Below are 26,195 nucleotides of genomic sequence, written 5' to 3'. Positions count from 1 at the left end.
AGGTGCAAGTTCAAGTATTGGGAAGCAGCTCAGGAACACCGACCAAAAGCCGAAATGTATCCGGCTATGCGGTGTTTCGTGACGATCAAAAGCCCTGGTATCTGGTCGATTGTGGTGAGGCAACCCAGCATCAGATATTAAAAACCAAGCTGGCGCTATATCACCTTGAGGCTGTGTTTATCACTCATAAGCATGGCGATCATTGCTATGGCTTACCGGGTTTAATTGCCTCGGCAGGTTTATCGGGACGTACCCAGACACTACGCATAGTGGCACCGACAGAGGTGCTGGAGTTTGTCCGTGCCGCCATGGCGATGAGCGAATGGACCTTGCCCTTTAATCTTGAGCTTGTAGATTTTGAGGAACTGAGTGGGCAAATCTTTAGTTGGGTTAAGGTTCAAATCTGCCCGCTGCAACACAGGGTGCCAAGCCAGGGCTTTAAATTTATCGAAACCCAAATTCCGCGCAAACTGGATATTGAACGCCTGAGGGCAGAGCAAATAGCCAGCGGCCCCCTTACAACCTTTTGCAGCGTGGAGAGGATGTGAGCTATAAAGGCGTCCTATTGCGCGCTGATGACTATACCTATTTCGCCTGGCAACCCAGGGTGCTTGTTATCTGTGGCGACAATGAGACGCCCAGTTGTTTAGACCCAGTAATTGCCGGTGTGCATTTGCTGGTTCATGAAGCTACCTTTCTCGCCGCAGACTTACAAAAGGTGGGCCCCCATACAGGGCACAGCGATGTGCAGCGTATCTGCGCCTATGCGCAAAAGCAGGCGCTACCGGCGCTGTTACTGAGTCACTTTAGTGCCCGATATGGCCTGGGAGAGGGCATGTCGGCAATAGCCGATGAGGCTAAAGGTGAGTATTGCGGACGCTTGTTTTTGGCAACCGACGGCATGGTAGTCGCGGTGGATAAAAACACCCAAGTGAGGCTAGTGCAAAGTGACTTTAACAAGGAATAACCTAGTATGAGTTCACTAACTTTGTCTTTTGCTGAATTTCAGAAAGTCATCATTCTAAAATAGTGCGTATACCCGAAAAAGGCTTTGCCAATAGTTAGTTAGCTGTATTTTATAGTCTTTTGGAAGACTAAGCATTGTACTGTTTAAAAAGCACACAAGTCCATTAATAAAGCACAGAAATACAATAGGTTGAAAATTGCATACATGCACTTTTGTGCTCAAATTTAAAACTGGGAAAGCATGGATAGTGCTTTGATCTGCTCCGAAGTAAAATAAAAAATCTAGCTAAATCCGCTGTTCAGTTGGCATTAATTGATATTTTTATCTAAAAAGAGCTGTTTCTCCGCATTTTTATCCTGAACGCCTTGTTCAGTTACAATTTTGTTCGTTTCTTGTCCATTGATTTATAAAAAGTTTCAAAAATAGCTCAAAAAAAGATCAGTTTTATCATTGAGAATCCTTAAATCACCTTGTTAGAATGCGCCTTCGCTTGGGCCCCAATGGTCCATGAAGTAAGATTCGAAAGCACTCTCGAAACGGCAAACATTAGGAAACTAATGTACGCAAAATCACAGGCCCTAACTGTTGAAGGCAGTGGGCAGCTGGATTACCGAAAGAGGCGCGTTGATAGAGCTCGGTTATTGACTTGGTCATAAAACTGGGAGCTTTCGAAGTGATGTACAAACTTTGAGAGGTTCTAGTAGTGACTATAACGAAAGGCGTCGTAACGCCTAATAAACTTTCTTCATCTGTTTTAAAAGCCTGTGGCCTAGGACTTTTGGCAACTACTTTGGGCTTTACCTCAATGAACTTGTACGCTGCAAACGGTAACGGCGTACAGAGTGCGATGCAGAATGAGCATACGGGCCTTGGACAAGTGTTCAAACAAAATCAAGCTGACACTCAAGCTAAGAAAAATCAATTAGAACAGCAAACCCTAGCGCTTGCCGCCACCATGGGTGAGCTTCGCCGTGCTAACAAGGGCGCCGGCAAGGGTGGCAAAGACAAATTTTCTCCTGCCTTTGAGCAACAACTAGAAGAATTAGTGACTGCCCGCCAGGCCAGCCAATACGCCTTATTACAGTTTGATGCCAATGCCGCATTGCGTACAGTGATGCCAAACGCCAAGCGTAGCGGCATGCCTGCGCATATCGAAGCCAAACTAGCCCAACAAGCGGAGCTGGTGGGTCAACTGGAATTCGTTTATGAAGATCACCATGACACCAGTAAAGACCGCCTGCGTCATTTCTTGGTTACCGAAGATCAGCGTGTTGAGCTGCACTTAGCTAACCAGGCACAGGCTGAATCACTACGCAATGGCGCTAAGGTCAAGGCCAATGGCTGGTTATTTAAGCATGAGCAAAATGACGCCACTGAAAGCTCCCTCGTGATCAGCGAAGAATCACAAATTATCATGCTGCAAGGGGGTGAGAGTATTGTTGACGCCGCTGCTACCAGTACCGCAGTTGAGCCTTTACCTAATACCCTGGGTGAGCAGCGCACTTTAGTGGTTTTGGTCAACTTCCAAGACAATGCAAGTGAGCGCCCCTGGTCCGTTGAAGAAGTTCGCGACATGGTATTTGGTAAAGTCAGCGATTACTATCGTGAAGCATCTTTTGGTAAAACCTGGTTAAGTGGAGAGGTAACGGGCTACCACACGCTGCCGATTGCCAAGACATGTGAGACTCGCGACATTAACACTTATGGACAACAGGCGGCACGCGATGCAGGTGTTGACGTGGGCAGTTACGATCGCTTTATATACTTATTTCCTAAAAATGAAGCCTGTCCTTGGACTGGTAAAGGTACATTAGGAGGGACTCCTTCTCGCGCTTGGATCAATGGTTCATTTACGCTTAATACCATAGGCCATGAGTTTGGCCATAACTTGGGTTTGCATCACGCTAAGCGCCTTGAATGTCCGAGTGATATTATTGGTGGTGATTGCCGTTCGGTGGATTACGGAGATACCCTGGATATGATGGGTAAATACGGAGTTGAGGGTCATTTCAACACCTTTAACAAAGAATTACTGGGCTGGCTTTCTCCTGAACGCGGCGAGATTATCACCGCCCAAGATGATGGTAGCTACCAGCTGGAACCCTATGCGCAAGCCTCACAAGGTCAAGCCAAGGGTCTAAAGGTGCGTCGTGGTACAGATGCGACCACAGGTGAACCCTTATGGTACTACCTTGAATATCGTCAGCCAGTTGGCTTTGATAGCTTTTTGGAAGGCAAAACCGGAATTACCGAAGGCGTGGTGTTGCGTTTAGCAACTGGCTCCGATGCCTCAAGCAGTGAAATGTTGGATTTGACACCTTCAAGCAGTATCTGGGACTTGGATGATATCGCTTTAGTTGTTGGTAATAGCTATACCGATAATGAGGCCGGCGTCACCATTACTACTGAGTGGGCCAATAGTTCGGGTGTGGGTGTGAATATCAGCTATTCAGCACAGCAAAGCTGTATTGCAGCGCAACCAAGCATCGCGCTGGCGTCTAACAGCAGTGTTTGGGCTGCGCCGGGCGAAACCGTTTCTTATAGCGCGACCTTAACCAATAACGACAGCGCCGAGTGTGGCAACAGCAATTACAGCGTTTCTGCGCAAGTACCGTCGGGTTGGAATGCTACGCAACAAACGGTGAGCTTGGCGCCGGGTCAAAGCACCACGGTAAGCTTAAACGTTACTTCAAGCACAACCGCTACAGATGGTTTTTATGATGTCGCTATCAAGGGCGTGAATGCCAGCGATACTCGCTATCAAGCCAGTACTACTGCGTCTTATGTGGTTGAAACGCCAGTGGCGGCCTGTGTTTCGGCAAATCCACAATGGACCTTGTTAAACACGAGCTCAACTCAGGTAGCAGCGGGCACAACGGTGACTTATCAGGGCACACTGACCAATAAGGATGCGGATAGCTGTGCGGCTTCAACATTTGATGTGAAGGCAAGCCTGCCTGCGGGTTGGCAAGCAACTAGCCCAAGTGCGAGTTTGGCGCCGGGTCAATCACAAACCCTAAGTGTCAGCGTTACCTCGGCTGCGGATGCCAATGCCGGTGTGTATGACTTTAGTCTAGTTGCACTAAACCGTGATAATGGCGGCTATCAGAGCTCGGCCAGTGCTACTTATCAGGTAGCGGCGCCGGTGGCCAGTTGTCGTTTGGCGGCACCAAAACTAGTTGTGGCCGATGCGCTTGGCAGCGAAGTTGATGCCGGCACAGTACAACGCTATAACGTCGAGATCACTAACCAGAATCAGGACTGCGGCGATGCGACCTATAACTTGAGCATTGCTACGCCAAGCGGTTGGAGCGCTAGCAACAGCTCGGTTACCCTGGCCAGTGGCACGACTACGACGGTCAGTGTCAGTGTAATGTCAGCGACCAGCGCCAGCGCCGGCAGTTATAACCTGACCTTAACGGCCAAGGATGTAGCCAATACCGCTTATAACAGCACCAATACCTTGGTTTACCGCGTGGCACAGCAACAAAACAATGCGCCGGTTGCCTATAGCGACAGTGTAAGCATGGCGTCTAAAACAGCCATTTACATTAATGTGCTTGGTAACGATAAGGATATCGATGGCGATACCCTAGTAGTTAAGAGTGCGACTCAAGGTGCCAAGGGGAGTGTGCAGGTGCTCAGTGATGGTCGTATCAAGTATACGCCGGCCAAAAGCTTTAAAAGCAGTGACAGCTTTAGCTATACCATTAGTGATGGTCAATTGCAGTCTACTGCGACGGTAAATGTTACTCTTGCCAGCGACGGTGGCAGCGGCAACGGCGGAAATAAGGGTAAAGGCAATAAATAATGCCAGCGCCCAGCTTAGTTCGACAACAGGCAATACCGTTTAAAGGCTAAGTTATAAAAAAAGCGACGGCGGTAGCCGTCGCTTTTTTTTATTAACCAAATTCAATTTCCTCTTTTTATTTGCAGTCACAGTGTTGCAATATTGTCTTTGCTTGAAGCTAACCCCTTTTAGGGCTAGCTTCGAAGAAAAGACAGGGTTTATTACTCTACTGTCACCACAGATACATCAACGATACTTACATCGACCGCTGCGGTATCACCGTCGGTGACATTAACAGTCAGAGAATTAGATATCATGTTGATGTTTTGTACATTGAAGCCAGGTAATAACCGCAGAGGAATAGCGCACTCTGCAGTTGCACCTACTGCAATAGAGGTAACATCACCACAGAAGGCAAAACCTGAATTGAACTCATCGTATTCATAGCTTGCTTCATCATCTAGGATAGTGAAGTCGGCTGTACCATTACCGGCAGCTACGGCTTGGCCTGCAAGCTCAAAGCCATTCACAGTTACTGTATCTACGCCGCCGTTAGCAAGGCGAACGAAAATAGTCGCTTTCATGGCCACTTGAGGTGTAATTTGCAAAGGTACATCTAAGAATTCAACCGTTGCAGTATCGGTGAGTGAATTCAGATTTGATTCGCCATCGGTGATGGTCACATAGGCTACATTCACTAGGTCCTCGCCGGCATCACCGATAACGGCAGCGTCAATGGTACATTGATACGCGTTGGCAGGGCCAACCGCTATGGTCTGGGAGCCATCAAGTACACAGGTGTTAGTACCTGAGGTCGATCTTGGGCCATCTAGTTGATCGTCGGTCAAGCTAAGCAGGGTAATGTCCTCGCCCGAAGTTGACTGATTCTCAATGGTAAAGCGATACACCACATCACCACCGGGTTCGTCTACTTGAGCTAAATCACTATAAGAGCTGTCATCGGCACCCGCTACCTTAACTTCTTTGGTAAACATCACCGCCGGTGGTACATCGACGATATTGACCGTTTCGCTATCGTTGTCGGTGGCGCTATTGCCTTCACTGTGGTCGGTACTTTCGACGGCTAAAACGGTTGCCGTATTGGTTACCGCTATCAGCCCACCGCTTACATCGCGTACAAATTGACAGGTTAAGGTATCACCCACTTCACCAGCTATGGCGAGATCGAGAGACTGGTCGTCACAGGTATTGCCGGATAGATCGGTTAGCAAATCATCAATGCTGCCATCCACATCATCCTCAAGAGACGTAATGGTCAATGGGTCAACGGTACTGAGGTTTTTAATGATGAGCTTGAAGGTTACATCACCGCCAGGTTCATCAATGTAGACCGCATTGTTACAAGCGCCATCGCTGTCGAATGAGTTGCCCATACATTCAAATCCAGGGCCATCTATTGCAAATTTCTTGATATCGATCTCTGGATCCACATCGCGGATTTCCACTTCAACTATGCCGCTACAGGTTCCTGCTACTGGAGGCATGGCTGTTGGATCGCAGTTTGGTTCGCCAACTACATCGTCATTTTTATCCCAAATGAGGGTGCGAATATAGTCTTGATAGAGCTCTGCAGTGCCATCATCTGGGCCGTCGTCATCGTTGATTCTCATCACCGCTATACAGTCTACGGAAGAAGATGTAGGCGTAAGTTGTACAGGCAAAGATGCAAATGCTTCATCACAAGTATGATCTGCATGTTGTGCGAGTAAAGTTAGGTTACCTATGGTTGTATTAACCTGAGTTGATAAGTCAAAGGTGGCCGACACTGTGCCATCTGTGGTTGAGCTGACCTCGTCATAAACTTCTTTAACAAAAACATCAGCTTTTTCGCTTACACTGGTAATTTCTACTTTGTATTTAAATGTGCCCTCAGGCTCATTGGCGAAGTTGTCACCGACAATAGTTTTGGTAATTGTAGGTGGCTCAGGTTTGATAAAGATAGGAATATTCAAAGTGTCGCAATTACACTTGGATTTTGTATTAGGAACTTGTCCTGGGAAATCGCCATCCAAGGTACAATTATCTCGCTCCTGGTTATCCCAGGCTGCACAGTAATGAAAATCGGCCTGGCCGTCATCATCGTTATCCTGACACAGCATGGTCATAGGTTGTTGTAACAAGGTGTAAGAATCACTGCCATACGCCTTGGTGATGTCGGCACAAACGTCGCCGTCAAGTTCGGCATAGGTTTGCCCTGTAGCCGTAGCATACTGAGCATCCGGTAAAACAATCGAGCAATAATTAGGGAAGACCAAACTATTGGGGTTTTCACCGGCACCTAGTTCTATAGAGACATCATCTGGCGACTGATCGGTTAGGGGCAGATAAAAGGTGGTGTCATAGCGTTCATTGGCATTGGTTCTAATGGTGACATCCGCATTAAACATCACCAAGTCGCCTTCAGCACATTCTGCAACGCTGGGGTTTTCTACCGCTGTGATCTCCACATCATTTGCTTGACAGCCTAACGTGTCCTGCGGCAGTGAATTTTTAGGTACCTTAAGATAGGCATCCGCCATACAGAGCTCTCTGTCTAGCCCTCCGAAAATACCATCATTATAAACTTCCTCGGCGTGTGCGGGTGTGGTGCTAATGCCATAAAGGCTAGCGGTGCTTATCAGGGCGACACCCAGGGCTCTGACAAGCTGCTTACAGTTAAATCGTTTCATAATCATGACCTCAGTCAATCGTTAATATTGATAAAACGTATGTAAGTGCGGCACTTTTAACTGCGGAATAAGGCTGGATTTCTCTCAAGTGTCCACTTTGCTTTTTACTACTTGTTTCGGCGTTTTTGCCGTGTCTAGCTACTGTCTATGGCGGCCCATATTTAAGTGGTGTCCATAGCGCAGAACCTTATCTAGTAGCGATATAGAGCATGCTTTGTGCCAGTGTGTTATCTAATTGTTTTAAAAGGATTTTTATCTTGCTTACGGGGGCTTTTCCGGGGTGGGTGTTGCGCAGGTGTAACACTTTGCTTAAAAAACCGCCTGACAAAGTCTCACAAAATTAAATTAATATTATAAATATCAATATGTTATTTTTTTTGTGATTGTTCAACAGCGGGTGAACAGATACGAACACTTTTTCGCAAAGCGTGGGACTCGATTGCAGCGGGTTGATATCGACAATTAGGCCTTTGTAGCAAGGCCTTGGCATAAAGAAAGAGAATAAAATACAGAGGGCTTATGCAGGCGTGATGTGATTATTTTCAGGTAAGGCAAAGTAAAGCAAAAATAGCGCGACCTTGGCCTGAGTTGCCTAGTCGCGCTATCTGGGATGGATTATTCGCCGGACTCCTCGGCAGGGGCGCTAGCCAGTTCGTTCAGTACCGCGGCAAAGGTTTCATAACTTTGGGCACCGACCAACAAGGTGGGATTGATAAGGCGTTCGCCTTCAATTCGGCCAATCAAAAAGCTGGGTGTACCGCGAATGCCCAAAGACGTGCCATAACTCATGTCCTGCTCTACCTTGGCCAAGATAGCCTCATCCGCGAGGCATTTAGCAAACTTATCCATATCCAGCTCAAGTTGCTCGGCGCTGCTTTGGTATAATTCATCGCCAAGCTGGCGCATATTGTTAAACAGCTGTTCGCGCATAGGCCAATAGGCGCCTTGTTGCAAGCTACAGTTGGCTGCTACCGCCGCGCCTTTGGCCTTATCATGAAAACCTAGTGGGAAGTCGCGAGCGACATATTTAACCTTGCCATTTTCAATGAAATTGGTTTTAAGCTTGCTAAAAGTATTGTCTACATAGCGCTTACAATAGGGGCATTGAAAGTCTGAAAATTCAATGATGGCAAGGGAAGCAGTGGCTTCACCGAGCTCAGGTAAGGTCCCGTCGATATTGAAGTTTTCCTGATCCGGTAATGTTTTATGTCGCGGTTTTCGTGCATCTTTAGCTATGGTGTGAATTTCACTAACCTGAGCGCCTATGGTCGCGAGTTGTTTTTTTAACTCACTCACTTCTTGTTTTAGTGCACTTAGTTCCTGCTCAAGCTTACTCTCTTTGGTGTTTTGTGCCTCAGCATCACAGCCATTGAGTAAGAATAAGGCAATTATTAAAACTATATACTTGGGTATAAATGTTGACATTGTGTGGTCCTCTGGATTGCAACTTAGGTTTAGTTACAGCTTTATTTTGCACTTCTTAATTAAGCGATAAAAAGTCGTTCGCGAAATATTCAGCTCTCTTGCCGCTGCTGAGATGTTGTAGCCATTATTTCTAATGGCCGTAAGTATTAACTCTGTATCTATCTCTGATCTATGTTTTACTAAATCTATTACCTCTGACTTTGAGTCAGATTTTTTTGGCAGCCTTATACCCAGGTCTTGCTCGGTGATAATATCGTTTTCACTCATGATAATGGCACGTTGGATACGGTTTTTAAGCTCCCTGATATTGCCAGGCCAAGAGTAGGCTTCCATTGCCTGTAATGCCTGATCACTAAAGCTGAATTGATGATTCGGGGGCGTCAGTTTTGTGAGGCAGTCGTTGGCAAGAAGGGGGAGATCACTAATGTGTTTTCTAAGACTTGGGATCTCCAACTGAATAATGTTAATTCGATAGTATAAATCTTCTCTAAAAAGGCCTTCTTCGATGGCATTTTCTAAATTTACATGGGTGGCAAAAATAATGCGACAATCTACCTCGGTCGTTTGATTACCACCTATGCGCTCAATATAATTTTCCTCAAGAAAATGCAGTAAATTTATCTGTAATTCCAATGATAAATCGCCTATTTCATCGAGAAATAAGGTGCCTTTATGGGCCCGTTCTATACGTCCTATATATTGCTTATTGGCACCGGTGAACGCGCCTTTTTCATGGCCAAAAAGCTCAGAGTGGATCAGGGTGGGCGGCAGTGCACCACAGTTTACCGTGATAAAGGGGCCATTGCGGCGTGGCGACAAGGAATGTATATATTGGGCGCACAAGCCCTTACCTGTGCCGGTTTCACCGCCGATTAATATGGTTTCATCGGTACAGGCAACCTTATCCAGGGTCTCTTTTAGTTGCTGCATTTCTTTGGATTCGCCAAAGCAGATGCTGTTGGCTTTGCTCGCTGCCGTACCTAGTTTTGAGCGCAATTTAAGTTGCGCCATGCCATAAATATGACCCAAGGTGTGATCCAGCCGTGCCCAGTCTACAGGGAGGTGATGATAATCAAGAAAGTAGTCGGTAAAGCAATAACTGATATTGTCTAGCAGATTGTCGCCGTCGCGAAACAGCGCTAACCATAACAGTGAGTCCTGGCTGGCCGACAGCTGTTTTACGGCTTTGAGCACCGCTTGCTGTTGGCTATGTCCGACCAAGGCTATAGCAACGTAACAGTTATGCTGCTCGAGGATTTTATAGGCACAATCCAAGCTGTTGGCATGGATAAAATGCCAGTTGGGTAAGTTCGTCCGTGAGTTATTTAAGCATGTTTCATCGGTAAAATTTAATACCAATACATCACGCTCCATGTGGATCGTTGTTGTATTGCGCTTACTCACACTAAACCCTTAGCTATGAGACCATGCATTTGTGAGGTGATTAGCTTAAAGTCTAGAAGAGCTGGGACTATTCGCAAGCCAGCTTTGATGGGCGTTAGCGCATTTTTAAGTTTCTATAATGGGTATTAAAGTTAATACTTTCTCCTTAGGCTTTGTTTATACTGACTTACAGAGGATTTATGCCCAGGATGAGGTGAGCACCTTGACACAAGAAGCTGTAATACGGTGTAACAAATATTGATGTAGATCATAAAAAAAGCCCCTAATGGGGCTTTCTGAAGTCTGCATATTACCGTCTTAATTAACGAGCGTTGGTGCTCTCAAAGATTTTGTCCGCAGAAGCGGCAACAAAACCCGTGTAGATTTCACCGTTTGGCTGCAAATAGCGCAGCGCGAACTCGTAGAAGCAGCTTGGCACCGCGAACTCACCATCGCTGAACTGCACCTTGGCATCATCGGCAAGGGTGGATGATTGCTCAAGTAGCACTTCCGGAGAGCCTTTGATCTCGCCACCTGAGGTGTTAAGCGCAAAGCCTGCATCTTTTAGTTTCTGGTTCACCTGTTCAATGGTGTCGAACTGAGCCAGGTGGTTAATGCTGACGGTGAAGTGGTTGGCACGATAGCCCCAGGCCGCCATCCAGGCCGCATACTCACTTTCGGCAAGCAGCGCCTTGTAGGTTTCATGGCTTACCTGCCAATGAGTGCCCGAGTACAAGAAGTTATCGGCGGTCACGGCGGCTTCATCGATTTGCTCAACCATCTCATGAACGACTTTTTGTAGCTCTTCAGAGCACTGTTCAACTAATAGCTCAGAGATAAACACCTTAGGTTGAGTTGGGTCTTCATGTTCGAAGTGCTTAGCGTACAGCTTTTTCGCTTCGAAGTGATACTCACCACACTCTTTGTAACCCACGGCTAAAAAATGGGCGGCTAGTTTTTCTAGGCCTACTTTAGGCAGGTTGAAGGTACGCAGGGCAATATGATCGTTGATCACATCATCTTGCTGCGTTGAACCTAATAGCTCGTGAACCTTTACCGCTGAAGGCGTTACTTCTAAGTAGTTGTCCCACAGCTTTTCAAATAATGTATTTACATCGTTATGCATGTTTTTTCCTTAACGCATGTGCGCGTGAATTATTCTCTATTAAAGCATTAAGCCCGGCGCTAATTTTTCTGGTAGTGTGCTTTTCGGCGCTTCCACAGAAGCCACAGGATAAGCACAGTAATCTGCTGCATAGTAGGCACTCGCACGATGGTTGCCACTGGCACCGATACCACCAAACGGGGCGGCACTTGAGGCCCCAGTGATTGGACGGTTCCAGTTAACAATACCGGCGCGAATGCGCTTTAAGAAATAGTCATAGTCGGTTTGTGAGTCGCCAAGCAGACCCGCAGATAGACCGAATGAAGTGTTGTTGGCCTCATCAATGGCCGCATCGAAATCACTGTAGCGATACACTTTTAACAGTGGGCCAAAGTGTTCTTCATCGGCCAGGGTGATGTTAGAGACATCGACAATACCCGGGCTGACAAAGCCGGTGTTCTCATCTAGATGTTTCATCTCTAGTAGTGATGTTGCACCTTGAGCTACCAGCTGCTCGTAGGCCGAGCGCATGCCCGCCGCCGCTTTTTTGCTGATCATGGCGCCCATAAATGGTTGCTCTTCGGCAAAGCTGTCGCCAATTTGGATGTTTTTAGTCACTGCTACCAAGCGCTCAAGAATTGCATCGCCTTGGTCGCCTTGCTCGATAAACAGACGACGCGCACAGGTACAACGCTGGCCTGAAGTAATAAAGGCCGATTGCACAATATCATGCACCGTAGCGTCGATATCGCTTACGCCTTTAATGATCAGCGGGTTATTGCCGCCCATCTCGAGTGCCAGAATTTTGCCCGGATGACCGCCAAACTGCTGATGCAGTAAGTGACCGGTTTGCGAGCTGCCGGTAAAGAAGAGGCCGTCGATATCCTGATGTGAGGCCAGGGCCTTACCCGTTTCTATCTCACCTTGAACCATGTTAATCACACCTGCAGGAAGGCCGGCCTTGAGCCACAATTCAAGCGTGTGCTGTGCAACCTTGGGAGTCAGTTCTGAAGGCTTGAACACCACGGTATTGCCCGCAAGAATAGCCGGTACAATATGACCGTTTGGCAGGTGGCCCGGGAAGTTATAAGGGCCGAATACCGCAACCACACCATGAGGCTTGTGGCGGATAAAGGCTTGAGCGCCAGGCATGGGGTTTTCAACCGTACCGGTACGCTCGTTATAAGCCTTGATTGAGATAGCAATCTTGCCTGCCATAGCACCCACTTCGGTGCGTGTTTCCCACAGTGGCTTGCCGGTTTCTTCGGCTATGGTGGTCGCTAACTCTTCGCTGTTTGCTTTAAGCTGATCGACAAAACGCTCTAGTAGCGCGATACGCTCACCAAGCTCGGTTTGTGCCCAGTCGAATTGCGCCGCACGGGCGCTTTTTACCGCTGCGTCTACCTGCTCGGCACTGGCGCCTTGGCCTTGCCAAATCTCGGTATTTTTACTTGGGTTGATGGATGAAAACGCCGGGCCTTGACCCGCAACCCATTGGTTATTAATTAATTGCACTTGCATAGTCATTCCTTAACGACTAGAGAGCGCGAAAAAGCGCACTGAATCACCTTGGGACACCCCAAGCGCTTGTGCGGTTTGCGCATTTAAATAAAGTTGATGTTTGATATCGCAATACTGTACGGCATCGCTAAATATAGCCCTGAACTCGCTGACTTTGTCATTACATATCGCCCAGGTAATGCCTTGCGGTCGCAAATCTTCTTTGATCAATACCGGACACACCTTGGATTGGCGCACCGTGGCTATATTGCCTAGCTTGGCTTCTACCGTTGGACCCGCATCGAACAGATCAACATAGCCGCGGTGCTCAAAGCCTTCACGCTGCAATAAGCGCAGGGCAGGGGCTGTGTTTTCATGCACTGCACCGATCACGGCTTGTGCTTCTGGGCTTAACAGGCTGACATAAATCGGATATTTCGGCATCAGCTCACTGATAAAGGTTTTATCCCCTAAGCCCACCAGGTGATCCGCCTGAGGAAACTCAATGGAGAAAAAGTGCTGTTGTAGCCATTGCCAAAACGGCGAATGTCCTTGCTCGTCGCTCACCCCGCGCATCTCGGCGATTATGGTGTCGCTAAAGCGGTCACTGTGCTCGGCCATAAATAAGAAGCGAATTCGCGATAGAAAACGCCCGGTTAAGCCTTTGCGGTGGTCTTCGCGTAAAAACAGCGTACAAATTTCCGAGCAGCCGGTGTAATCGTTACACATGGACAGGGTTTCAACCGAGTTGTAAACACCTAGGCTGGGGCTGTGATGCACTGAGGTTGACAGCCGATAGTGGTATAAGGGCACAGACATGCCCACCGCAGCTTCAATGCCCGTGGTGCCAACTATCTGGCCGCTGTAGGTATCTTCTAATACGAACAAATAGCCTTCATCCCCAGGGCCATTGACCTGCTTGTTGAAACTGGCCTCGGCACGGGCGATTTTAGCCTGTAACTGCTCATCATCCACTGGCAGGGAGGTAAAGCCGTGCCCTGACTCGGTGGCAATTTGTTTTAAAGCGGCGAAGTCATCGCCGCATATAGGTCGTAAAACTAGCATAAGATTAGTCGTCGCCAGCTACTGTTATTTAGCAGCAACAACCTGAGCAACCGCTTTTTCAAAGCGCGCCAGACCTTCTTTGATATCCGCTTCTGGAATAACAAGAGAAGGAGTAAAGCGTACTACATCCATGCCAGCGACTAGGCTCATTAGGCCATTGTCCATAGAGGCATTAAGGAAATCACGGGCGCGTCCCTTGTAATCTTCGTTCAGTACTGCACCTAGCAATAGGCCCTGACCGCGTACTTCACTGAAGACCTTGTATTTGTCGTTGATGGCAGCCAAGCCGTCACGGAATAGTTGCTCACGTACTTTAACGCCTTCGAGCACTTCTGGGGTGTTTACTGTGTCGAATGCGGCTTCAGCAACGGCACAGGCCAGCGGGTTACCGCCGTAGGTAGAGCCGTGTGTGCCTGGCTTTAGGTGCTCGGCGATGGCCGTGGTGGTCAGCATGGCGCCGATAGGGAAACCACCGCCCAAGGCTTTTGCCGTGCTTAGGATATCAGGCGTTACACCTAGACCTTGGTAAGCGTATAGGTGACCTAAGCGGCCAACACCGGTTTGTACTTCATCGAAAATAAGCAGGGCATTGTGCTTATCGCACAGTTCACGCACGCCTTTAACGAAATCTGCTTCAGGGGCAATGATGCCGCCTTCACCCTGCAGTGGTTCCATCATCACCGCACAGGTGTTGTCATCGATAAGTGATTTGAATGTTTCCAGGTCGTTGTAATCACAGTGCACTATATCGCCCGGCTTAGGACCGAAGCCGTCAGAGTAAGCGGCTTGGCCACCTACGGTTACGGTGAAGAAAGTACGACCGTGGAAGCCCTTGTTAAAAGCGATGATCTTAGATTTTTGTGCGCCGAATTTATCCAGTGCCCAACGACGAGCCAGTTTTAGCGCCGCTTCGTTCGCTTCGGCACCTGAGTTGGCGTAATACACTTTTTCGGCAAAGGTGGCATCGGTTAGCTTTTTAGCCAGGCGCAGCGCAGGCTCATTGGTCATCACGTTAGCCAGGTGCCAGATTTTCTCGCCTTGCTCTTTTAAGGCGCTAACTAAAGCTGGATGACAGTGGCCTAAACAGTTAACGGCGATACCACCGGCAAAGTCGATAAACTCGTTACCTTGCTGATCCCATACGCGAGAGCCTTCGCCCTTAACCGGGATAACCTCAGACGGGTTGTAGTTAGGTACCATTACTTCATTAAATAGTTCGCGGTTTACTTGCATGACACACCTTTAAAATGAGAGAGCGGCTCGAAAATGGATGGCCGCTAATTATAGTCGATTATTATGGCCCTTATATTGACTACTTAAGCATTAAATTTGCAGTGTCATATTGATAAATTTGCGTATAATCTCTATCAAAATGACGAAATCGGCAACCATAATGATAAATAAACAAGATGAAAAGCTCCTGGCCATGCTTAGAACCAACGCCCGTGCCAGCATCTCAGATCTCGCCCGTGCCTTAGATTTGTCGCGCTCTACGGTGCAAAGCCGTATGCAGAAGCTTGAGGAAAGCGGGGTAATTAAGGGCTACAGTGTCGAATATGGTGATGCCTATTTATCGTCCATGGTGTCCGCCCATGTGTCTATCAAGGTCAAACAAAAGCTCACCACCAAAACCAATATCGAACTTAAGCATATTGATGCCATTACCGAACTCTATGCCATCAGTGGGGAATACGATCTTATCGCCCTGGTGCAGGCGCAAAGTTTAGAAAAACTGAGTCACCTGCTTGATGATATCGGCAATCTTGATGGTGTAGAGCGCACCACCTCCTCGGTGATTTTGGAGACCAAGTTTAAGCGCTAATGGCGTTTGAGGGTTAGCTCACCGTCGATATGCAGATCCCTTTGTGGGAAGGAGATCACTACATTATGGGCCGCAAAACTGGCGCAAATAGCAAAACGAATATCGCTTTTTACCTTGCGTACACTGGCCTCGGCCTCGGCGTTAACCCAGAACACCGCATCGAATATCAAAGCGCTGTCACCAAAGTCTGCAAAAATTACCGTGGGTTTTGGGGTTTGCAGCACCGCCTCGGTTTCACTTAGTATTTCATTGAGCAACTTGGCGACCAGAACCACATCGCTGCCATAGGCTACACCGACTCGTACATGGGTTCTGGCCATGGTGTCGATCAGCGTCCAGTTGGTCACTGTATTTTCAAGCAGTTGGCTATTGGGCACCAGCATGTGCACGCCGTCGCTGCGACGAATACGGGTAGAGCGGGTATTGATGGTTTCCACCACGCCCTTGGCATCACCCACCTCTAGAAAGTCGCCGATGCGTATGGGGCGCTCCCAAATCAAAATCCAGCCGCTGATAAAGTTGTTAATGATATTCTGGGCGCCAAAACCGACGCCAATGGCCACCGCACCTGAGACAAAGGCGAAAGCGGTAAGCGGAATGTTGAGCACTTCCAAGGTGGTGAAAACGATGATAACAACGCACAGCACCAGGTAGATACGTTTAAACAGCAGTGCGGCATCCGGGCCGATACGCTTATTGCTGATTTTTCTCTGTAGCAGCTTGCCGATATAGCGTACCAAAACCCACACCACTAAAATAATCAGTGGAATTTGGATCAGCTTGGCCAGAGTGAATTCTGAGCCGCCGTAACTAAAGACTACGGTCTCTAGCGCCTGTGTGAGCTTTTCGAAAAAAGGGCTATTTAACAAAGTCGTATCCTTTTATTTTTGTATTATAGGCCAATAAGAGCCAAGCCGATTTATTAGTCTATATCCATGGGTTCAAGTTTTTGCTCATCGAGCTTAAATATATAGATATTACGGCCTATGCCCTTAAACTCTTCGTCGGCTATTACAACCGTGTTGTTGTCGTAAAAGGTGACTGCTTCTTTTTGTGTGACTATGCCGAGGTTTACTTTTTCTACCTCGCCGGAGAAAAAATTATCTCCCTGCCAGTTTCTAAACAACCAAAGATCGGTCGAGTCGAGCAGGGCCAGGGTAGAGCGATCCGGGCTCATGGCCGCCGAGGTGACCCAACAGAGTTTCTCCGCCGTGGTGCAGGTTTTAAAGGAGCCGATAAACTCAGCCTCGTAATTGTCGGCATGATTGCCGATGCGATAGAGATTGGTTTTACCATCGAAAGGCTGGGTACGGTTTTTGGTAAATAAGTAGAGCTTATGTTTGTATTCGACAAATGCCTCTAAATCGAAGTTTTTCCGCTCCGGGGTCAGCGGCTCTTCCCACAGCTCCTTGTAGGTGAATTTAATGATCTCCGCAAAGGCCTTACCGGATTTGATGTCGATAGGGTTTTCAATTTTATAAATGGTCAGCCAACGACGGTTATGTTCGTTATTGCCAAAATCCCCTAAAAAGAAGTGACCAAACTCGTTTTGAGTCATGTCCTCCCAGTCGATATTTTTAGCATTGGTGACTTCGATGCGTTGCTGCACCTTACCCTGTTCATCGACCTGATATAAAAATGGGCCGTCGCCGCCGTCATTGATGGCCCACAAGCGTCCACGCTTATCGAATTCGATGCCGGAGACTTCTCTTAATTGCGGATCTAGGGTCACAAATTTGTGCTGATAAAGATAATAAATCAGATACGAGGCAATCATCCCCGTGACCAGTACGGAGATAATGCTGATAAAAACGAACGACTTTTTAAGCATAACAACACCAGAAGAATCAACGCCCTATAGTATAACAACAGGGTGATGGATATGCTTGTGGGTAAATACAAAAAAACGCGGCCGGGTGGCCGCGTTTTGTAAATTTAGCTTGGCTACTTGTCAAGCTAACATCTGAGCTAGGTCTTATTCGGCGTTGCCATCAACCAGGCCACGACGTTTAAGTAGTGCGTCAGTGGTTGGTTGTTGACCACGAAACTCAATGTAGCTTTGCATCAAGTCGCGGCTGTTACCACGTGATAGCACTTCTTTACGGTAGTGATCACCGTTTTTACGGCTTAGGCCACCTTCGTTTTGCATATGGGCGAATGAATCGGCCGCAAATACTTCGGTCCACAGGTAGGCGTAGTAACCAGCGCTGTAGCCACCGGCAAAGATATGGCTGAAGTAACAGCTCTTATAACGTGCCGGGGCCGGGTAATAGTCGATGCCGTGACGGGCCAGTGCATTTTTCTCAAAGGCGGCCACATCATCGATTTTGGTACCTGGGGCGATTGAGTGCCATTCCATATCAAGCAGGGCTGCAGCAAGGTATTCTGTGGTATCGAAACCTTGGTTAAAGGTGTGTGATTCCAATAGCTTATTTAACAGCTCTTGAGGAATTGGCTCACCTGTTTGGTAGTGCTTGGCATAGTTGGCCAACACGCTAGGCTCGATATTCCAGTCTTCGTTCGCCTGTGATGGGAACTCTACGAAATCGCGCGCGGTCGCTGTACCGGCCAATGACGGGTATTTCACGTCAGAAAATAGGCCGTGAATAGCGTGACCAAATTCATGGAACATGGTGGTTACTTCAGAGAAGGTCATCAGCGTAGGCTGGCCTTCGGCAGGCTTAGGAATATTCTGCGCGTTGTAAATAACTGGCTTGGTGCCTTGCAGGTGGTTTTGACCTACGTAAGCACTCATCCAGGCACCGCCACGCTTACCTTCACGCGCATAAGGGTCAAGGTAGAATAGACCGATAGAGCTGCCGTCTTCGTTGAATACTTCCCATACGAACACGTCTTCGTGATAGGTAGGTAGGTCGTTACGCTCTTTCATGGTGATGCCGTATAGCTTGTTCATGGCGAAGAACAAACCATCGTTGATCACTGTATTCATTTCAAAATACGGTTTAACCAGGCTGGCATCGATATCGTACAATTCGGCACGTACCTTGGCGCCGTAGTATGCCCAATCCCAAGGCTGTAGTTCAAAGTCTTTACCGTCTTTCTTAATTGCCGCTTGAATTAGCTCGGCTTCTTGTTTGGCTTTGGCCACAGCTTTTGGTGCCAGGTCATCCAGCATGGTGAACACGGCTTCAGGTGTTTTTGCCATGCGATCGTCAAGCTGATAATGCGCCCAAGATTCAAAGCCAAGTAGCTGAGCCTTTTCTGCGCGTAGCTGCGCTTCTTCGATGGCGATAGGGCCATTGGTTTTTTGTGCACGTTCAGACGAAGTACGCCATACTTTTTCACGTAGCTCACGGTTTTCAAGGCTGGTAAGGATAGGCTGGCGTGTGGTGTTTACCAGGGTGATCATATAGCCTTCTTTGCCGGCTTTTTCCGCTGCTGCTTTAAGACTGGCGATATCATCTTCGCTTAAGCCTGCAAGTTCGGCCTTGTCGCTCACCAAAATGGTGTCTTCTTTAAACGACTTCATGATGTTTTGCGAGAACTGTGTGCTTAGCTTAGATAGCTCACCGTTGATTTCACGCATGCGCTGCTTTTGCTCTTCGTTTAGCTTGGCACCGGCGCGTACAAATTGCTTGTAGTAGTAATCAACCAGACGCTGATCTTCTTTTGAGAGTGCGTCTTTAGCGTCGTGTACAGCGGCAACGCGATCAAACAGGGCTTTGTTTAGGAAGATGTTGTCGCGGTGTTCGGCGAAAATAGGCGCCATTTTGGTGTTGATACGCTGATATTCGTCGTCAGAGATAAGGCCAGACAGGTTAGAAAACGCAGCACGGGTGCGCTTTAGGATAGTACCCGATTGCTCCATCGCCACCAGTGTATTTTCAAATGTAGGCGCATCAGGATTGTTAGCAATGGCATCGATTTCAATGCGTTGCTCTTTGATACCGGCATCGAAAGCCGGCTCGTATAACTCGGTGCCAATTTTATCAAATTCCGGCGCCATGTAAGGCAATGGGCTTTTGCTTAGGAATAGGTTTTCTTGAGCTACCTGCTGTGTTACCGGAGCTTTAGCCGCGGCTTGAGTTTGGTTGTTGCTAGGTTGCTCGCTACAGGCGGCCAATAATGTTGTCGCGCTCAGGGCGGCAGCAATAACGGATAAACGCATTGTTTACTCCAAATGTTGTTAAGGTTGTGTTGTTATGGTGCGCTGGTACAGCGGTGCATGGCGGTAGGCGATAAATCGCGATTAAGGCCAGGTTATGCCCGCAATAATGACCGTGTCAGTTGCGTGAGGAAACAGCTAAGAAAGCATAGTTTCGATGGCGCCGACATCCATGCACTAAAACCACCACATTACTGCGGATAACGCCCAACAACAAGTGACTTGGCCGTATTTACGGGCATTTTGTCGTAAATACCTCGGCTCTGTGTCACTTTTTAGCTCTTTTAAAGACAATTTTGCGCAAGGTTAGGCATGAGTTGAGGCTAAATAGGTGGTTTTATGCACTGCAAGACGCCACTTAATATCACCACTAAATTTAACTACTGAATAGGCATAAGCCTATGTTAGCCTTAGTTTAATTCTTATATTCAAGATAATGGCATCGGAGTTAGCCGTGTTTGCATCGAGTTTATTTCAATCCCTCGGGCCCTATCATGCTCTGGTGGGCGAGGGGCGCCGCCCCGATTTGGATATCCTCAGGGGCATTGCGATTTTGGGGATCTTCTTTCTTAATGCCCCGTATTTTATCGACTTTGCCAATGGTTATGTACCACCGCTGCCACTGTCCGAGGGCGATGCGATACTGACTCGACTTTCAGATATCGCGCTGGAAGGGCGTTTTCGTGGCCTGTTCTTAGTGTTGTTTGCTTTAGGGTTAGTGATCCAGTGGCAACGCTGTTATGAACATGAAGCGCCCATTCCTAAATTACAGCGCCGCTTATTGGTGTTGCTGGGTTTTGGCTTCGCTCACAGCCTGTTTATTTGGGCCGGCGATATTCTTATCGGTTATGCGATTGCCGGTTTGCTGGCCCTGCCCATGCTGGCTAACCCAAGAAATAAACTCACTCTACAGGGCATTGCATTTCTGGCCTTTGGCAGTGCCATGCTGTTGGTGCTGGCCGCTTTAAGCAATGAGCCCCAGGTGCAGTTTACCGATTCTCACTATCAGGCCTATTTAGCCCAGTTCGATGGCAACTTTTGGCGCACGCGGGGAACTAACGCCGGCAACAGCGTCTTGATGCTGCTAGCGTTAATGCTGGCGATTCTTTGGCAGCAACTGGGCATGGTGTTGTTAGTCGTCGCCGCCTGGCGCAGCGGGTGGCTGGTAAGACCCTGGCCGCTGGTGCATACCCTGGCATTAATCAGCGCTCTACTTGGCTGCGCCTATTTAAGTTCGCGGCAATGGCATGACGTCAGCGCCTTTAACGATGTGTTGGCTCTGGTTGCCAATTCTTTTAGTGGTTTTTGCACCGCGCTGATTGCGGTGCATCTCTTGTACCTTTGGTCGTTTGCCGATAATGTTTTGACTCGGGCGCTGGCCAGTGTTGGGAAAATGTCCCTGAGCTGTTATTTAAGCCAGTCGTTGTTTATGGTGGTGTTGATCCACTTTTTCGGGAGCGAAATGGCAACCGAATTTCAGTTGCAGGATTATTTGTTGTTGTCCGCCTTAGTGAGCGCGGTCAGTTTGATAATTTGCCCCCTGTATCTGCGCGCCTTTAAGCAAGGCCCTGCGGAGTGGCTGTGGCGGCATTGGTATCGAGATAAGAATAAGAAAATAAATACTAATTAGTATGGCAAGGAATGCCAGCCATACGGCGCAAATCGACTAGGGAGGGTGAGATGAACTGGCTAAAATCAGTGTTATGGGTAACGCTATGGCTGACAGCTATGGTGTTTTCCGCGCAGGTATCTGCGCAGTTATTGAAACAATCACCGATGCAACACGCGGCAAAGCCGCAAACCAGAGTCTTGCTGATCAACCCGTCTACAAAAACAGATCCTTTTTGGCATCAGGTGCAAACCTTCGCCCAGTATGCCGCAAGGGATTTAAACATACAGCTGAATGTGATTTACGGCGATGCCCATCGTGAATATCAACAACAAAACCTGCGCCTTTACCTCAAGCGTGATGCCGCCCCGGATTATGCCATTTTAATTAATTACCCCGGTGGCAACGGCGAAACCATGCGCATTCTAGAAGCCGCCAAGGTGCCTTTTATTACCTTAGAGCAAACGTTATCGGTTAGCGAGCGTGCCGCCTTAGGCGAGCCTGGCAGCTCTTTTAAATACTGGTTGTATGAGATCAGCCATGATAACCGGGATGCCGGTTACCAATTGGCGCAAAGCTTAATTGCCATGGCTCGTAAACGTGGGATAGCCAGACCCGATGTGCTGGCTATAGGCGGTCATTATGGTGCCGAAACCGACCACAGGGTGCAGGGATTAAATGATTATCTTGGCGCGCAACAAATAGCGCTGCAGCAACTGGTGCATGCGCAGTGGCAAAGTGAGCGGGCGGCGCAGCAAACGGCGCAACTACTGCGTCGTTATCCTTATGCCAAGGTGATTTGGAGCGCCTCGGATGGCATGGCCATGGGTGCGGCCCAGGCCGCCGTATTGGCCGGGCGCAGTATTAATCGCAATGTTTTTATCGGAGGTTTCGACTGGTTACCCGAGGCCTTAGAACGCATTGAAACCCAGCAGTTAAGTGCCTCGGTAGGCGGTCACTTTTTAATGGCCGCCTGGGCGTTGGTGGTGATTTACGACCATGAGCGGCTCGCCGAGCCGCAGCTGCTTGAGCGTCATATTCGCTTTAAGCTGGCCATAGCCGATGAAACCAATGTGGCGCAAATTAAACCCCTGGTCGATCCGAGCAATTGGCTGCATGTAGATTTTAAGGATTTCAGCCGCAGCGAGCATAAGGAGTTGGAAAGCTATCCCTTTGCTGTACAAAGCCTGCTTGAGCACTACTTTAATTCGGATTTTTCGCGGTGAGTCGATTACAATAGGGGCAATATCAGCTAGATTGAAGTAAACATGAGCCAAGCTACCCGCCTTAATAAATACATTAGTGAAACCGGTTTTTGCTCGCGCCGTGAGGCCGATGCGCTGATCGCCGCAGGACGCGTAACCGTTAACGGTCGGCAGCCGCAAATGGGCGATAAGGTCAGTGATGCCGATGACATATTGGTGGACGGTAAGGCGCTTAAAGCCAAACCTAAGCGGGTCTATCTTGCCTACCATAAACCGGTGGGAGTGACCTGCACCACAGAGCGTAAGATCAAAAGCAATATCGTTAGCGCCATTAATTATCCCGAGCGCATTTTTCCCATTGGCCGCTTGGACAGACCCTCGGAAGGCTTGATCTTTTTGACTAACGAGGGCGACATAGTCAATAAGATTTTGCGCTCGGGCAACAATCATGAAAAAGAATACGAGGTGGTGGTCGACAAGCCACTGAATAAGCGTTTTGTCGAGCGTATGGCACAGGGCATTCCCATTCTTGGTACTGTGACCAAAAAGTGTAAGGTGGAGCAAACCGGCACTCAGAGTTTTCGTATTATCCTCACCCAAGGCCTGAACAGACAAATTCGCCGTATGTGTGAGTACCTGGGTTATGAAGTGACCAAGCTTAAGCGCACTCGCATAATGAACGTGACTTTGAGCGGTCTTAAGCCCGGCCAATGGCGTCACCTAAGCGAGAGCGAAATGGCGACAATCAATGCCCTGATCGCCGACTCGGGTAAAACCGAAGAGCATTCACTGCATGCTTCAAGTGTTCACCAACAGCCAAAGCAAGAAGTAAGAGCCGAGTCAGGACAAAGGCCTGCGCGACAACGCCAAGAGCAGCGCCGCGAGGGAGAAAGAGCCCCGCGTGCAAAGTCTTCTCACGATACAAAGCCCGGTGGGAAAAACAGATCTCAAGGTAAGCCCTATGGCCAATCGCCCAGTAAGCCTCTTGGTAAGTCATCTGGCAAGCCAACAGGCAGGCCTACCGGAAAGCCAGCAAATGGCGCCAAAACCAATCAAGGCGGAGCGGGCTCGGCGCCGAAAAAGCGTCGTGTAGGCGGCACGCTCAGTTTAAAGAAATAAGGATATAGACATGAAACCTTGGCTCGTCCCCTTATTTTTATTACTGCTTAGCGCTTGCTCCGAGCCGGCGCGACTCGAGCTAAACAGCGATGCCAAGGTGTTGGCCTTTGGCGATAGCCTCACCGTGTCGGTGGGAGCCAGGCACAGCAGTTATCCTGAGCAATTGGCGCAACTTACCGGTTTAGAAGTGATAGCCAGTGGCGTCTCCGGTGAGCAAACCCATCAGGGTCTGGCTCGCCTTGGTGATACCCTGGCTACACATCAGCCCCGGGTTTTGGTGTTGCTCGAAGGCGGTAATGATTTTCTGCGTAATAAACAGCCGCATTCGGTTAAAAGCAACCTGGCGGCCATGATTGAATTGGCACATCAGCAGGGTATAGAGGTGATCTTGGTAGCGGTGCCACAAAAATCGCTCTTTCTTAGCGATGCGCCCCTGTATCAAGAGCTGGCAGAGCAATATCAGGTCGCCTTGGTTGCCGAGACCCTTAGTGATTTGCTCGGCGACAGCCAATATAAGTCGGATAAAATTCATCTGAACGACAAGGGTTACAAGCTATTGGCCGAGGCCATCGCTGATAAGATTAAGGTAGCAAGATAACTTTATAGCCAGCCAAATTGTTGCCTGCATAGCGGCGCAGGAGCCGAAGCCGTTGCATAGATTAAAGGAGAAAAATTTGCCTCATTGCATTATTGAGCATTCTTCTTCTATCGAGGTAGAAGATCTGAATCAAAAAGTATTTTTAGGTGCTTTAGAGTCTCGTTTATTCGAGACGGATGGCCGCGATATAAAAGTTAGAAGTATTGCTTATGAGCATTATCAGACCGGAACGGCTAAAGACGCGTTTATCCATGTAACATTACGCATCCTTTCTGGGCGCAGCGACAGTGATAAAGAATTGCTATCTAGCAGTGTGATGTCTAAGTTGGAGTCCATACCATTAGTTAATGCGTCTATAACAATAGAAGTGGTAGATATAGACCGAAATAGCTATCGCAAGAAAGTAGTTTAAATACAACAGCTGCTTTGGCATTTTTGCTTTATCAAGACCTGCTAAAGCCATCGCTGGACTTTGCGATTCATAGACATCAAGTGCATTGCCGTGATGTCTATGAAGGGCACTATTAATCTTCCAGTAGGCTTCGATAAATCTCCAGTGTCTTATCGACACCTTGCTGCACATTAAACTTTTCAATAACGCGCTTTTTCGCCTCAACACCAAATTTGCTACACAGAGCGCGATCTTTATACAGGGTCATAATGGCGTCCGCCAAGGCTTGCGGCTCCGACGGCGGTACAACGATTCCGGTAACGCCATCTGCTACCAGCTCAGCATTGCCGCCGGTATCCGAAACTATCGCTGGCACGCCATAGGAATTGGCTTCTAACACGGCGCGGCATAGGCCTTCGCGCTTGGTTGTTGGCAATACCACAGCATCACAGGCTGCTGCTACTTCGGGCGCATCCTCACGATAGCCTAGAGCATGGACTCTTTGCGGCTTTCCACTTCGTTTTATCATCTCTTGAATCGCTTGCGATTCAGGGTCGGCACCCACCAACAGGATGTCTAGATTACAGTCATCGGGCAGTAAGTGAACCGCATCCATTAAAACATGCAATCCTTTTCTAGGTCTTAGGTTGGCGACCAGAGATATCTTAAAACTGTCGTCATGCAATGGCAGGCCACTGAGATCCGCCGGAGTGTTTTGATACCAGGACTGGTCATGACCCTTATAAACCGTGATAGCCTTGTCTTTATTTCCCCATACATGTTGCTGTAAATCTTCGGTCACCGCATTCGCGACACAGATAATTTTATCCAGCCGAGGGTGAAGCATGGTGAGGTAGACAGTCGGATCCCAACGTGAAACGTTGCCCGTCTGACCGCGATAGGCTATCACCTTGGCCTTAGTGCCAATGGCTGCTGTGGCGCCATTACTACAGGCAATATTGTTAAACAAATGCAATATATCAATATCGTTAGCCTTGATATATTCCCTGATTAACTTGATAGTCTCTAAAGATACTTTTTTATCTAAAGCGTTGGTTATGACCTTGATCCCGTGCTGTTCAAAGTAAGGGATTAATGTTGAGCCTGGGTTGCACAGAACCGTTACATCAACGGCGCCACTGTGGTGCAGGCCAATTATTTGTGACGCTTCAGGGCGAATAGGATTAATGTTTTTTCGATTGTGGTGTGTAACCGCTAACAGTTTTATTTTTTTCATATAAATAAAAGTAATTTATTTAATTTAGGCTTAAATCTTATAACGTCAATTAAACAAATAATCCTTGATGAAATTAATTGGCTTAATGTCTGAATTATATAGCTCTTATACAACAAGAACACCTGTTTAATACAAGAATATTGTGTATTTTTTTGTAAAAATG

The 26,195-nt window shown here is 48.0% G+C and carries 20 protein-coding genes and 1 riboswitch; of the genes, 9 read left to right on the top strand and 11 right to left on the bottom strand.

Annotation, left to right across the window (positions count from 1 at the left end; genetic code table 11):
* Positions 1-2: 2 nt before the first annotated feature.
* The 3 genes from C2M34_RS15930 to C2M34_RS10490 all read left to right on the top strand — a co-directional run bounded on the left by C2M34_RS15930 (position 3) and on the right by C2M34_RS10490 (position 4,778).
* The gene (locus C2M34_RS15930) at positions 3-548 is read left to right on the top strand and encodes an MBL fold metallo-hydrolase (RefSeq protein ID WP_234398799.1); all 546 of its coding nucleotides are present in this window, start codon (positions 3-5) and stop codon (positions 546-548) included.
* A complete protein-coding gene (locus tag C2M34_RS15925) occupies positions 545-967 on the top strand; it encodes a hypothetical protein (RefSeq protein ID WP_234398798.1) in 423 nt (140 codons plus the stop codon). Before C2M34_RS15930 ends, C2M34_RS15925 begins: the two co-directional genes overlap by 4 nt.
* 528 nt (positions 968-1,495) lie before the next feature.
* Positions 1,496-1,582: riboswitch (cyclic di-GMP riboswitch) on the top strand.
* A gap of 88 nt (positions 1,583-1,670) precedes the next feature.
* Positions 1,671-4,778, top strand: a complete 3,108-nt coding sequence (locus tag C2M34_RS10490) for an NEW3 domain-containing protein (protein ID WP_199878787.1) — start codon at positions 1,671-1,673, stop codon at positions 4,776-4,778.
* Between the two features lie 200 nt (positions 4,779-4,978).
* On the opposite strand, the gene C2M34_RS10485 is transcribed toward C2M34_RS10490, so the two are convergent.
* The 7 genes from C2M34_RS10485 to C2M34_RS10455 all read right to left on the bottom strand — a co-directional run bounded on the left by C2M34_RS10485 (position 4,979) and on the right by C2M34_RS10455 (position 15,158).
* Complete coding sequence (locus C2M34_RS10485) at positions 4,979-7,447, bottom strand: hypothetical protein (RefSeq protein WP_105258731.1); 2,469 nt, start codon at positions 7,445-7,447, stop codon at positions 4,979-4,981.
* 615 nt (positions 7,448-8,062) lie between these two features.
* A complete protein-coding gene (locus tag C2M34_RS10480) occupies positions 8,063-8,872 on the bottom strand; it encodes a thioredoxin domain-containing protein (protein ID WP_105258730.1) in 810 nt (269 codons plus the stop codon).
* A gap of 33 nt (positions 8,873-8,905) precedes the next feature.
* A complete protein-coding gene (locus tag C2M34_RS10475) occupies positions 8,906-10,276 on the bottom strand; it encodes a sigma-54 dependent transcriptional regulator (RefSeq protein WP_233999524.1) in 1,371 nt (456 codons plus the stop codon).
* Positions 10,277-10,577: 301 nt separating this feature from the next.
* On the bottom strand, positions 10,578-11,381 hold the full coding sequence (locus tag C2M34_RS10470) for a DUF1338 domain-containing protein (RefSeq protein ID WP_105201444.1): 804 nt from the start codon (positions 11,379-11,381) through the stop codon (positions 10,578-10,580).
* 39 nt (positions 11,382-11,420) lie between these two features.
* The gene (astD, locus tag C2M34_RS10465; RefSeq protein ID WP_105258729.1) at positions 11,421-12,881 is read right to left on the bottom strand and encodes a succinylglutamate-semialdehyde dehydrogenase; all 1,461 of its coding nucleotides are present in this window, start codon (positions 12,879-12,881) and stop codon (positions 11,421-11,423) included.
* Between the two features lie 9 nt (positions 12,882-12,890).
* Positions 12,891-13,925, bottom strand: a complete 1,035-nt coding sequence (gene astA / locus C2M34_RS10460; protein WP_105201442.1) for an arginine N-succinyltransferase — start codon at positions 13,923-13,925, stop codon at positions 12,891-12,893.
* A gap of 24 nt (positions 13,926-13,949) precedes the next feature.
* Entirely contained in the window at positions 13,950-15,158 is a 1,209-nt protein-coding gene (locus tag C2M34_RS10455) for an aspartate aminotransferase family protein (RefSeq protein ID WP_105258728.1), read from the bottom strand.
* Positions 15,159-15,318: 160 nt separating this feature from the next.
* Between C2M34_RS10455 and C2M34_RS10450 the strand changes: the two genes are divergently transcribed.
* Complete coding sequence (locus C2M34_RS10450) at positions 15,319-15,747, top strand: Lrp/AsnC family transcriptional regulator (RefSeq protein ID WP_105201440.1); 429 nt, start codon at positions 15,319-15,321, stop codon at positions 15,745-15,747.
* Here C2M34_RS10450 and C2M34_RS10445 read toward each other — a convergent pair.
* The 3 genes from C2M34_RS10445 to C2M34_RS10435 form a co-directional block, all read right to left on the bottom strand.
* Positions 15,744-16,616 (bottom strand): mechanosensitive ion channel family protein, encoded by an 873-nt coding sequence (locus C2M34_RS10445; protein WP_105201439.1) that lies wholly within the window; start codon positions 16,614-16,616, stop codon positions 15,744-15,746. The genes C2M34_RS10450 and C2M34_RS10445 overlap by 4 nt on opposite strands.
* A 53-nt stretch (positions 16,617-16,669) precedes the next feature.
* Complete coding sequence (locus C2M34_RS10440) at positions 16,670-17,578, bottom strand: hypothetical protein (protein WP_105214140.1); 909 nt, start codon at positions 17,576-17,578, stop codon at positions 16,670-16,672.
* Between the two features lie 144 nt (positions 17,579-17,722).
* Positions 17,723-19,876 carry a M3 family metallopeptidase gene (locus C2M34_RS10435; RefSeq protein ID WP_105201437.1) on the bottom strand — a complete coding sequence of 718 codons (2,154 nt, stop codon included), beginning with the start codon at positions 19,874-19,876 and terminating at the stop codon, positions 17,723-17,725.
* Between the two features lie 451 nt (positions 19,877-20,327).
* On the opposite strand from C2M34_RS10435, the gene C2M34_RS10430 reads away from it, so the two are divergent.
* The 5 genes from C2M34_RS10430 to C2M34_RS10410 all read left to right on the top strand — a co-directional run bounded on the left by C2M34_RS10430 (position 20,328) and on the right by C2M34_RS10410 (position 24,816).
* Positions 20,328-21,503: a DUF418 domain-containing protein gene (locus C2M34_RS10430; protein WP_158681425.1), complete on the top strand. Its 1,176-nt coding sequence runs from the start codon at positions 20,328-20,330 to the stop codon at positions 21,501-21,503.
* 50 nt (positions 21,504-21,553) lie between these two features.
* Positions 21,554-22,708, top strand: a complete 1,155-nt coding sequence (locus C2M34_RS10425) for an ABC transporter substrate-binding protein (RefSeq protein WP_158681424.1) — start codon at positions 21,554-21,556, stop codon at positions 22,706-22,708.
* A 42-nt stretch (positions 22,709-22,750) separates the two neighbouring features.
* Positions 22,751-23,806 carry a 23S rRNA pseudouridine(2604) synthase RluF gene (gene rluF, locus C2M34_RS10420; RefSeq protein ID WP_105258725.1) on the top strand — a complete coding sequence of 352 codons (1,056 nt, stop codon included), beginning with the start codon at positions 22,751-22,753 and terminating at the stop codon, positions 23,804-23,806.
* Positions 23,807-23,816: 10 nt separating this feature from the next.
* Positions 23,817-24,404: a GDSL-type esterase/lipase family protein gene (locus tag C2M34_RS10415; protein ID WP_105201433.1), complete on the top strand. Its 588-nt coding sequence runs from the start codon at positions 23,817-23,819 to the stop codon at positions 24,402-24,404.
* A gap of 76 nt (positions 24,405-24,480) precedes the next feature.
* Entirely contained in the window at positions 24,481-24,816 is a 336-nt protein-coding gene (locus tag C2M34_RS10410) for a 5-carboxymethyl-2-hydroxymuconate Delta-isomerase (RefSeq protein ID WP_105258724.1), read from the top strand.
* Between the two features lie 112 nt (positions 24,817-24,928).
* Here the strand turns inward: C2M34_RS10410 and C2M34_RS10405 are convergent, their stop codons facing one another.
* A complete protein-coding gene (locus C2M34_RS10405) occupies positions 24,929-26,032 on the bottom strand; it encodes a glycosyltransferase (RefSeq protein WP_105201431.1) in 1,104 nt (367 codons plus the stop codon).
* Between the last annotated feature and the right edge of the window lie 163 nt (positions 26,033-26,195).

It is taken from the genome of Pseudoalteromonas sp. T1lg88, assembly GCF_002964765.1.
Classification (GTDB): domain Bacteria; phylum Pseudomonadota; class Gammaproteobacteria; order Enterobacterales; family Alteromonadaceae; genus Pseudoalteromonas.
Note: the sequence above shows the minus strand (reverse complement) of the source record. Positions and strands in the feature narration are given on the sequence as shown.

Coding starts and splice junctions, on each gene's coding strand:
- C2M34_RS10405 (WP_105201431.1), bottom strand. CDS start 26,032: ATGAAAAAAATAAAACTGTTAGCGGTTACACACCACAATCGAAAAAAC.
- C2M34_RS10440 (WP_105214140.1), bottom strand. CDS start 17,578: ATGCTTAAAAAGTCGTTCGTTTTTATCAGCATTATCTCCGTACTGGTC.
- C2M34_RS10485 (WP_105258731.1), bottom strand. CDS start 7,447: ATGAAACGATTTAACTGTAAGCAGCTTGTCAGAGCCCTGGGTGTCGCC.
- C2M34_RS10415 (WP_105201433.1), top strand. CDS start 23,817: ATGAAACCTTGGCTCGTCCCCTTATTTTTATTACTGCTTAGCGCTTGC.
- astD (WP_105258729.1), bottom strand. CDS start 12,881: ATGCAAGTGCAATTAATTAATAACCAATGGGTTGCGGGTCAAGGCCCG.
- C2M34_RS10470 (WP_105201444.1), bottom strand. CDS start 11,381: ATGCATAACGATGTAAATACATTATTTGAAAAGCTGTGGGACAACTAC.
- C2M34_RS10455 (WP_105258728.1), bottom strand. CDS start 15,158: ATGCAAGTAAACCGCGAACTATTTAATGAAGTAATGGTACCTAACTAC.
- C2M34_RS10450 (WP_105201440.1), top strand. CDS start 15,319: ATGATAAATAAACAAGATGAAAAGCTCCTGGCCATGCTTAGAACCAAC.
- astA (WP_105201442.1), bottom strand. CDS start 13,925: ATGCTAGTTTTACGACCTATATGCGGCGATGACTTCGCCGCTTTAAAA.
- C2M34_RS10480 (WP_105258730.1), bottom strand. CDS start 8,872: ATGTCAACATTTATACCCAAGTATATAGTTTTAATAATTGCCTTATTC.
- rluF (WP_105258725.1), top strand. CDS start 22,751: ATGAGCCAAGCTACCCGCCTTAATAAATACATTAGTGAAACCGGTTTT.
- C2M34_RS10435 (WP_105201437.1), bottom strand. CDS start 19,876: ATGCGTTTATCCGTTATTGCTGCCGCCCTGAGCGCGACAACATTATTG.
- C2M34_RS10425 (WP_158681424.1), top strand. CDS start 21,554: ATGAACTGGCTAAAATCAGTGTTATGGGTAACGCTATGGCTGACAGCT.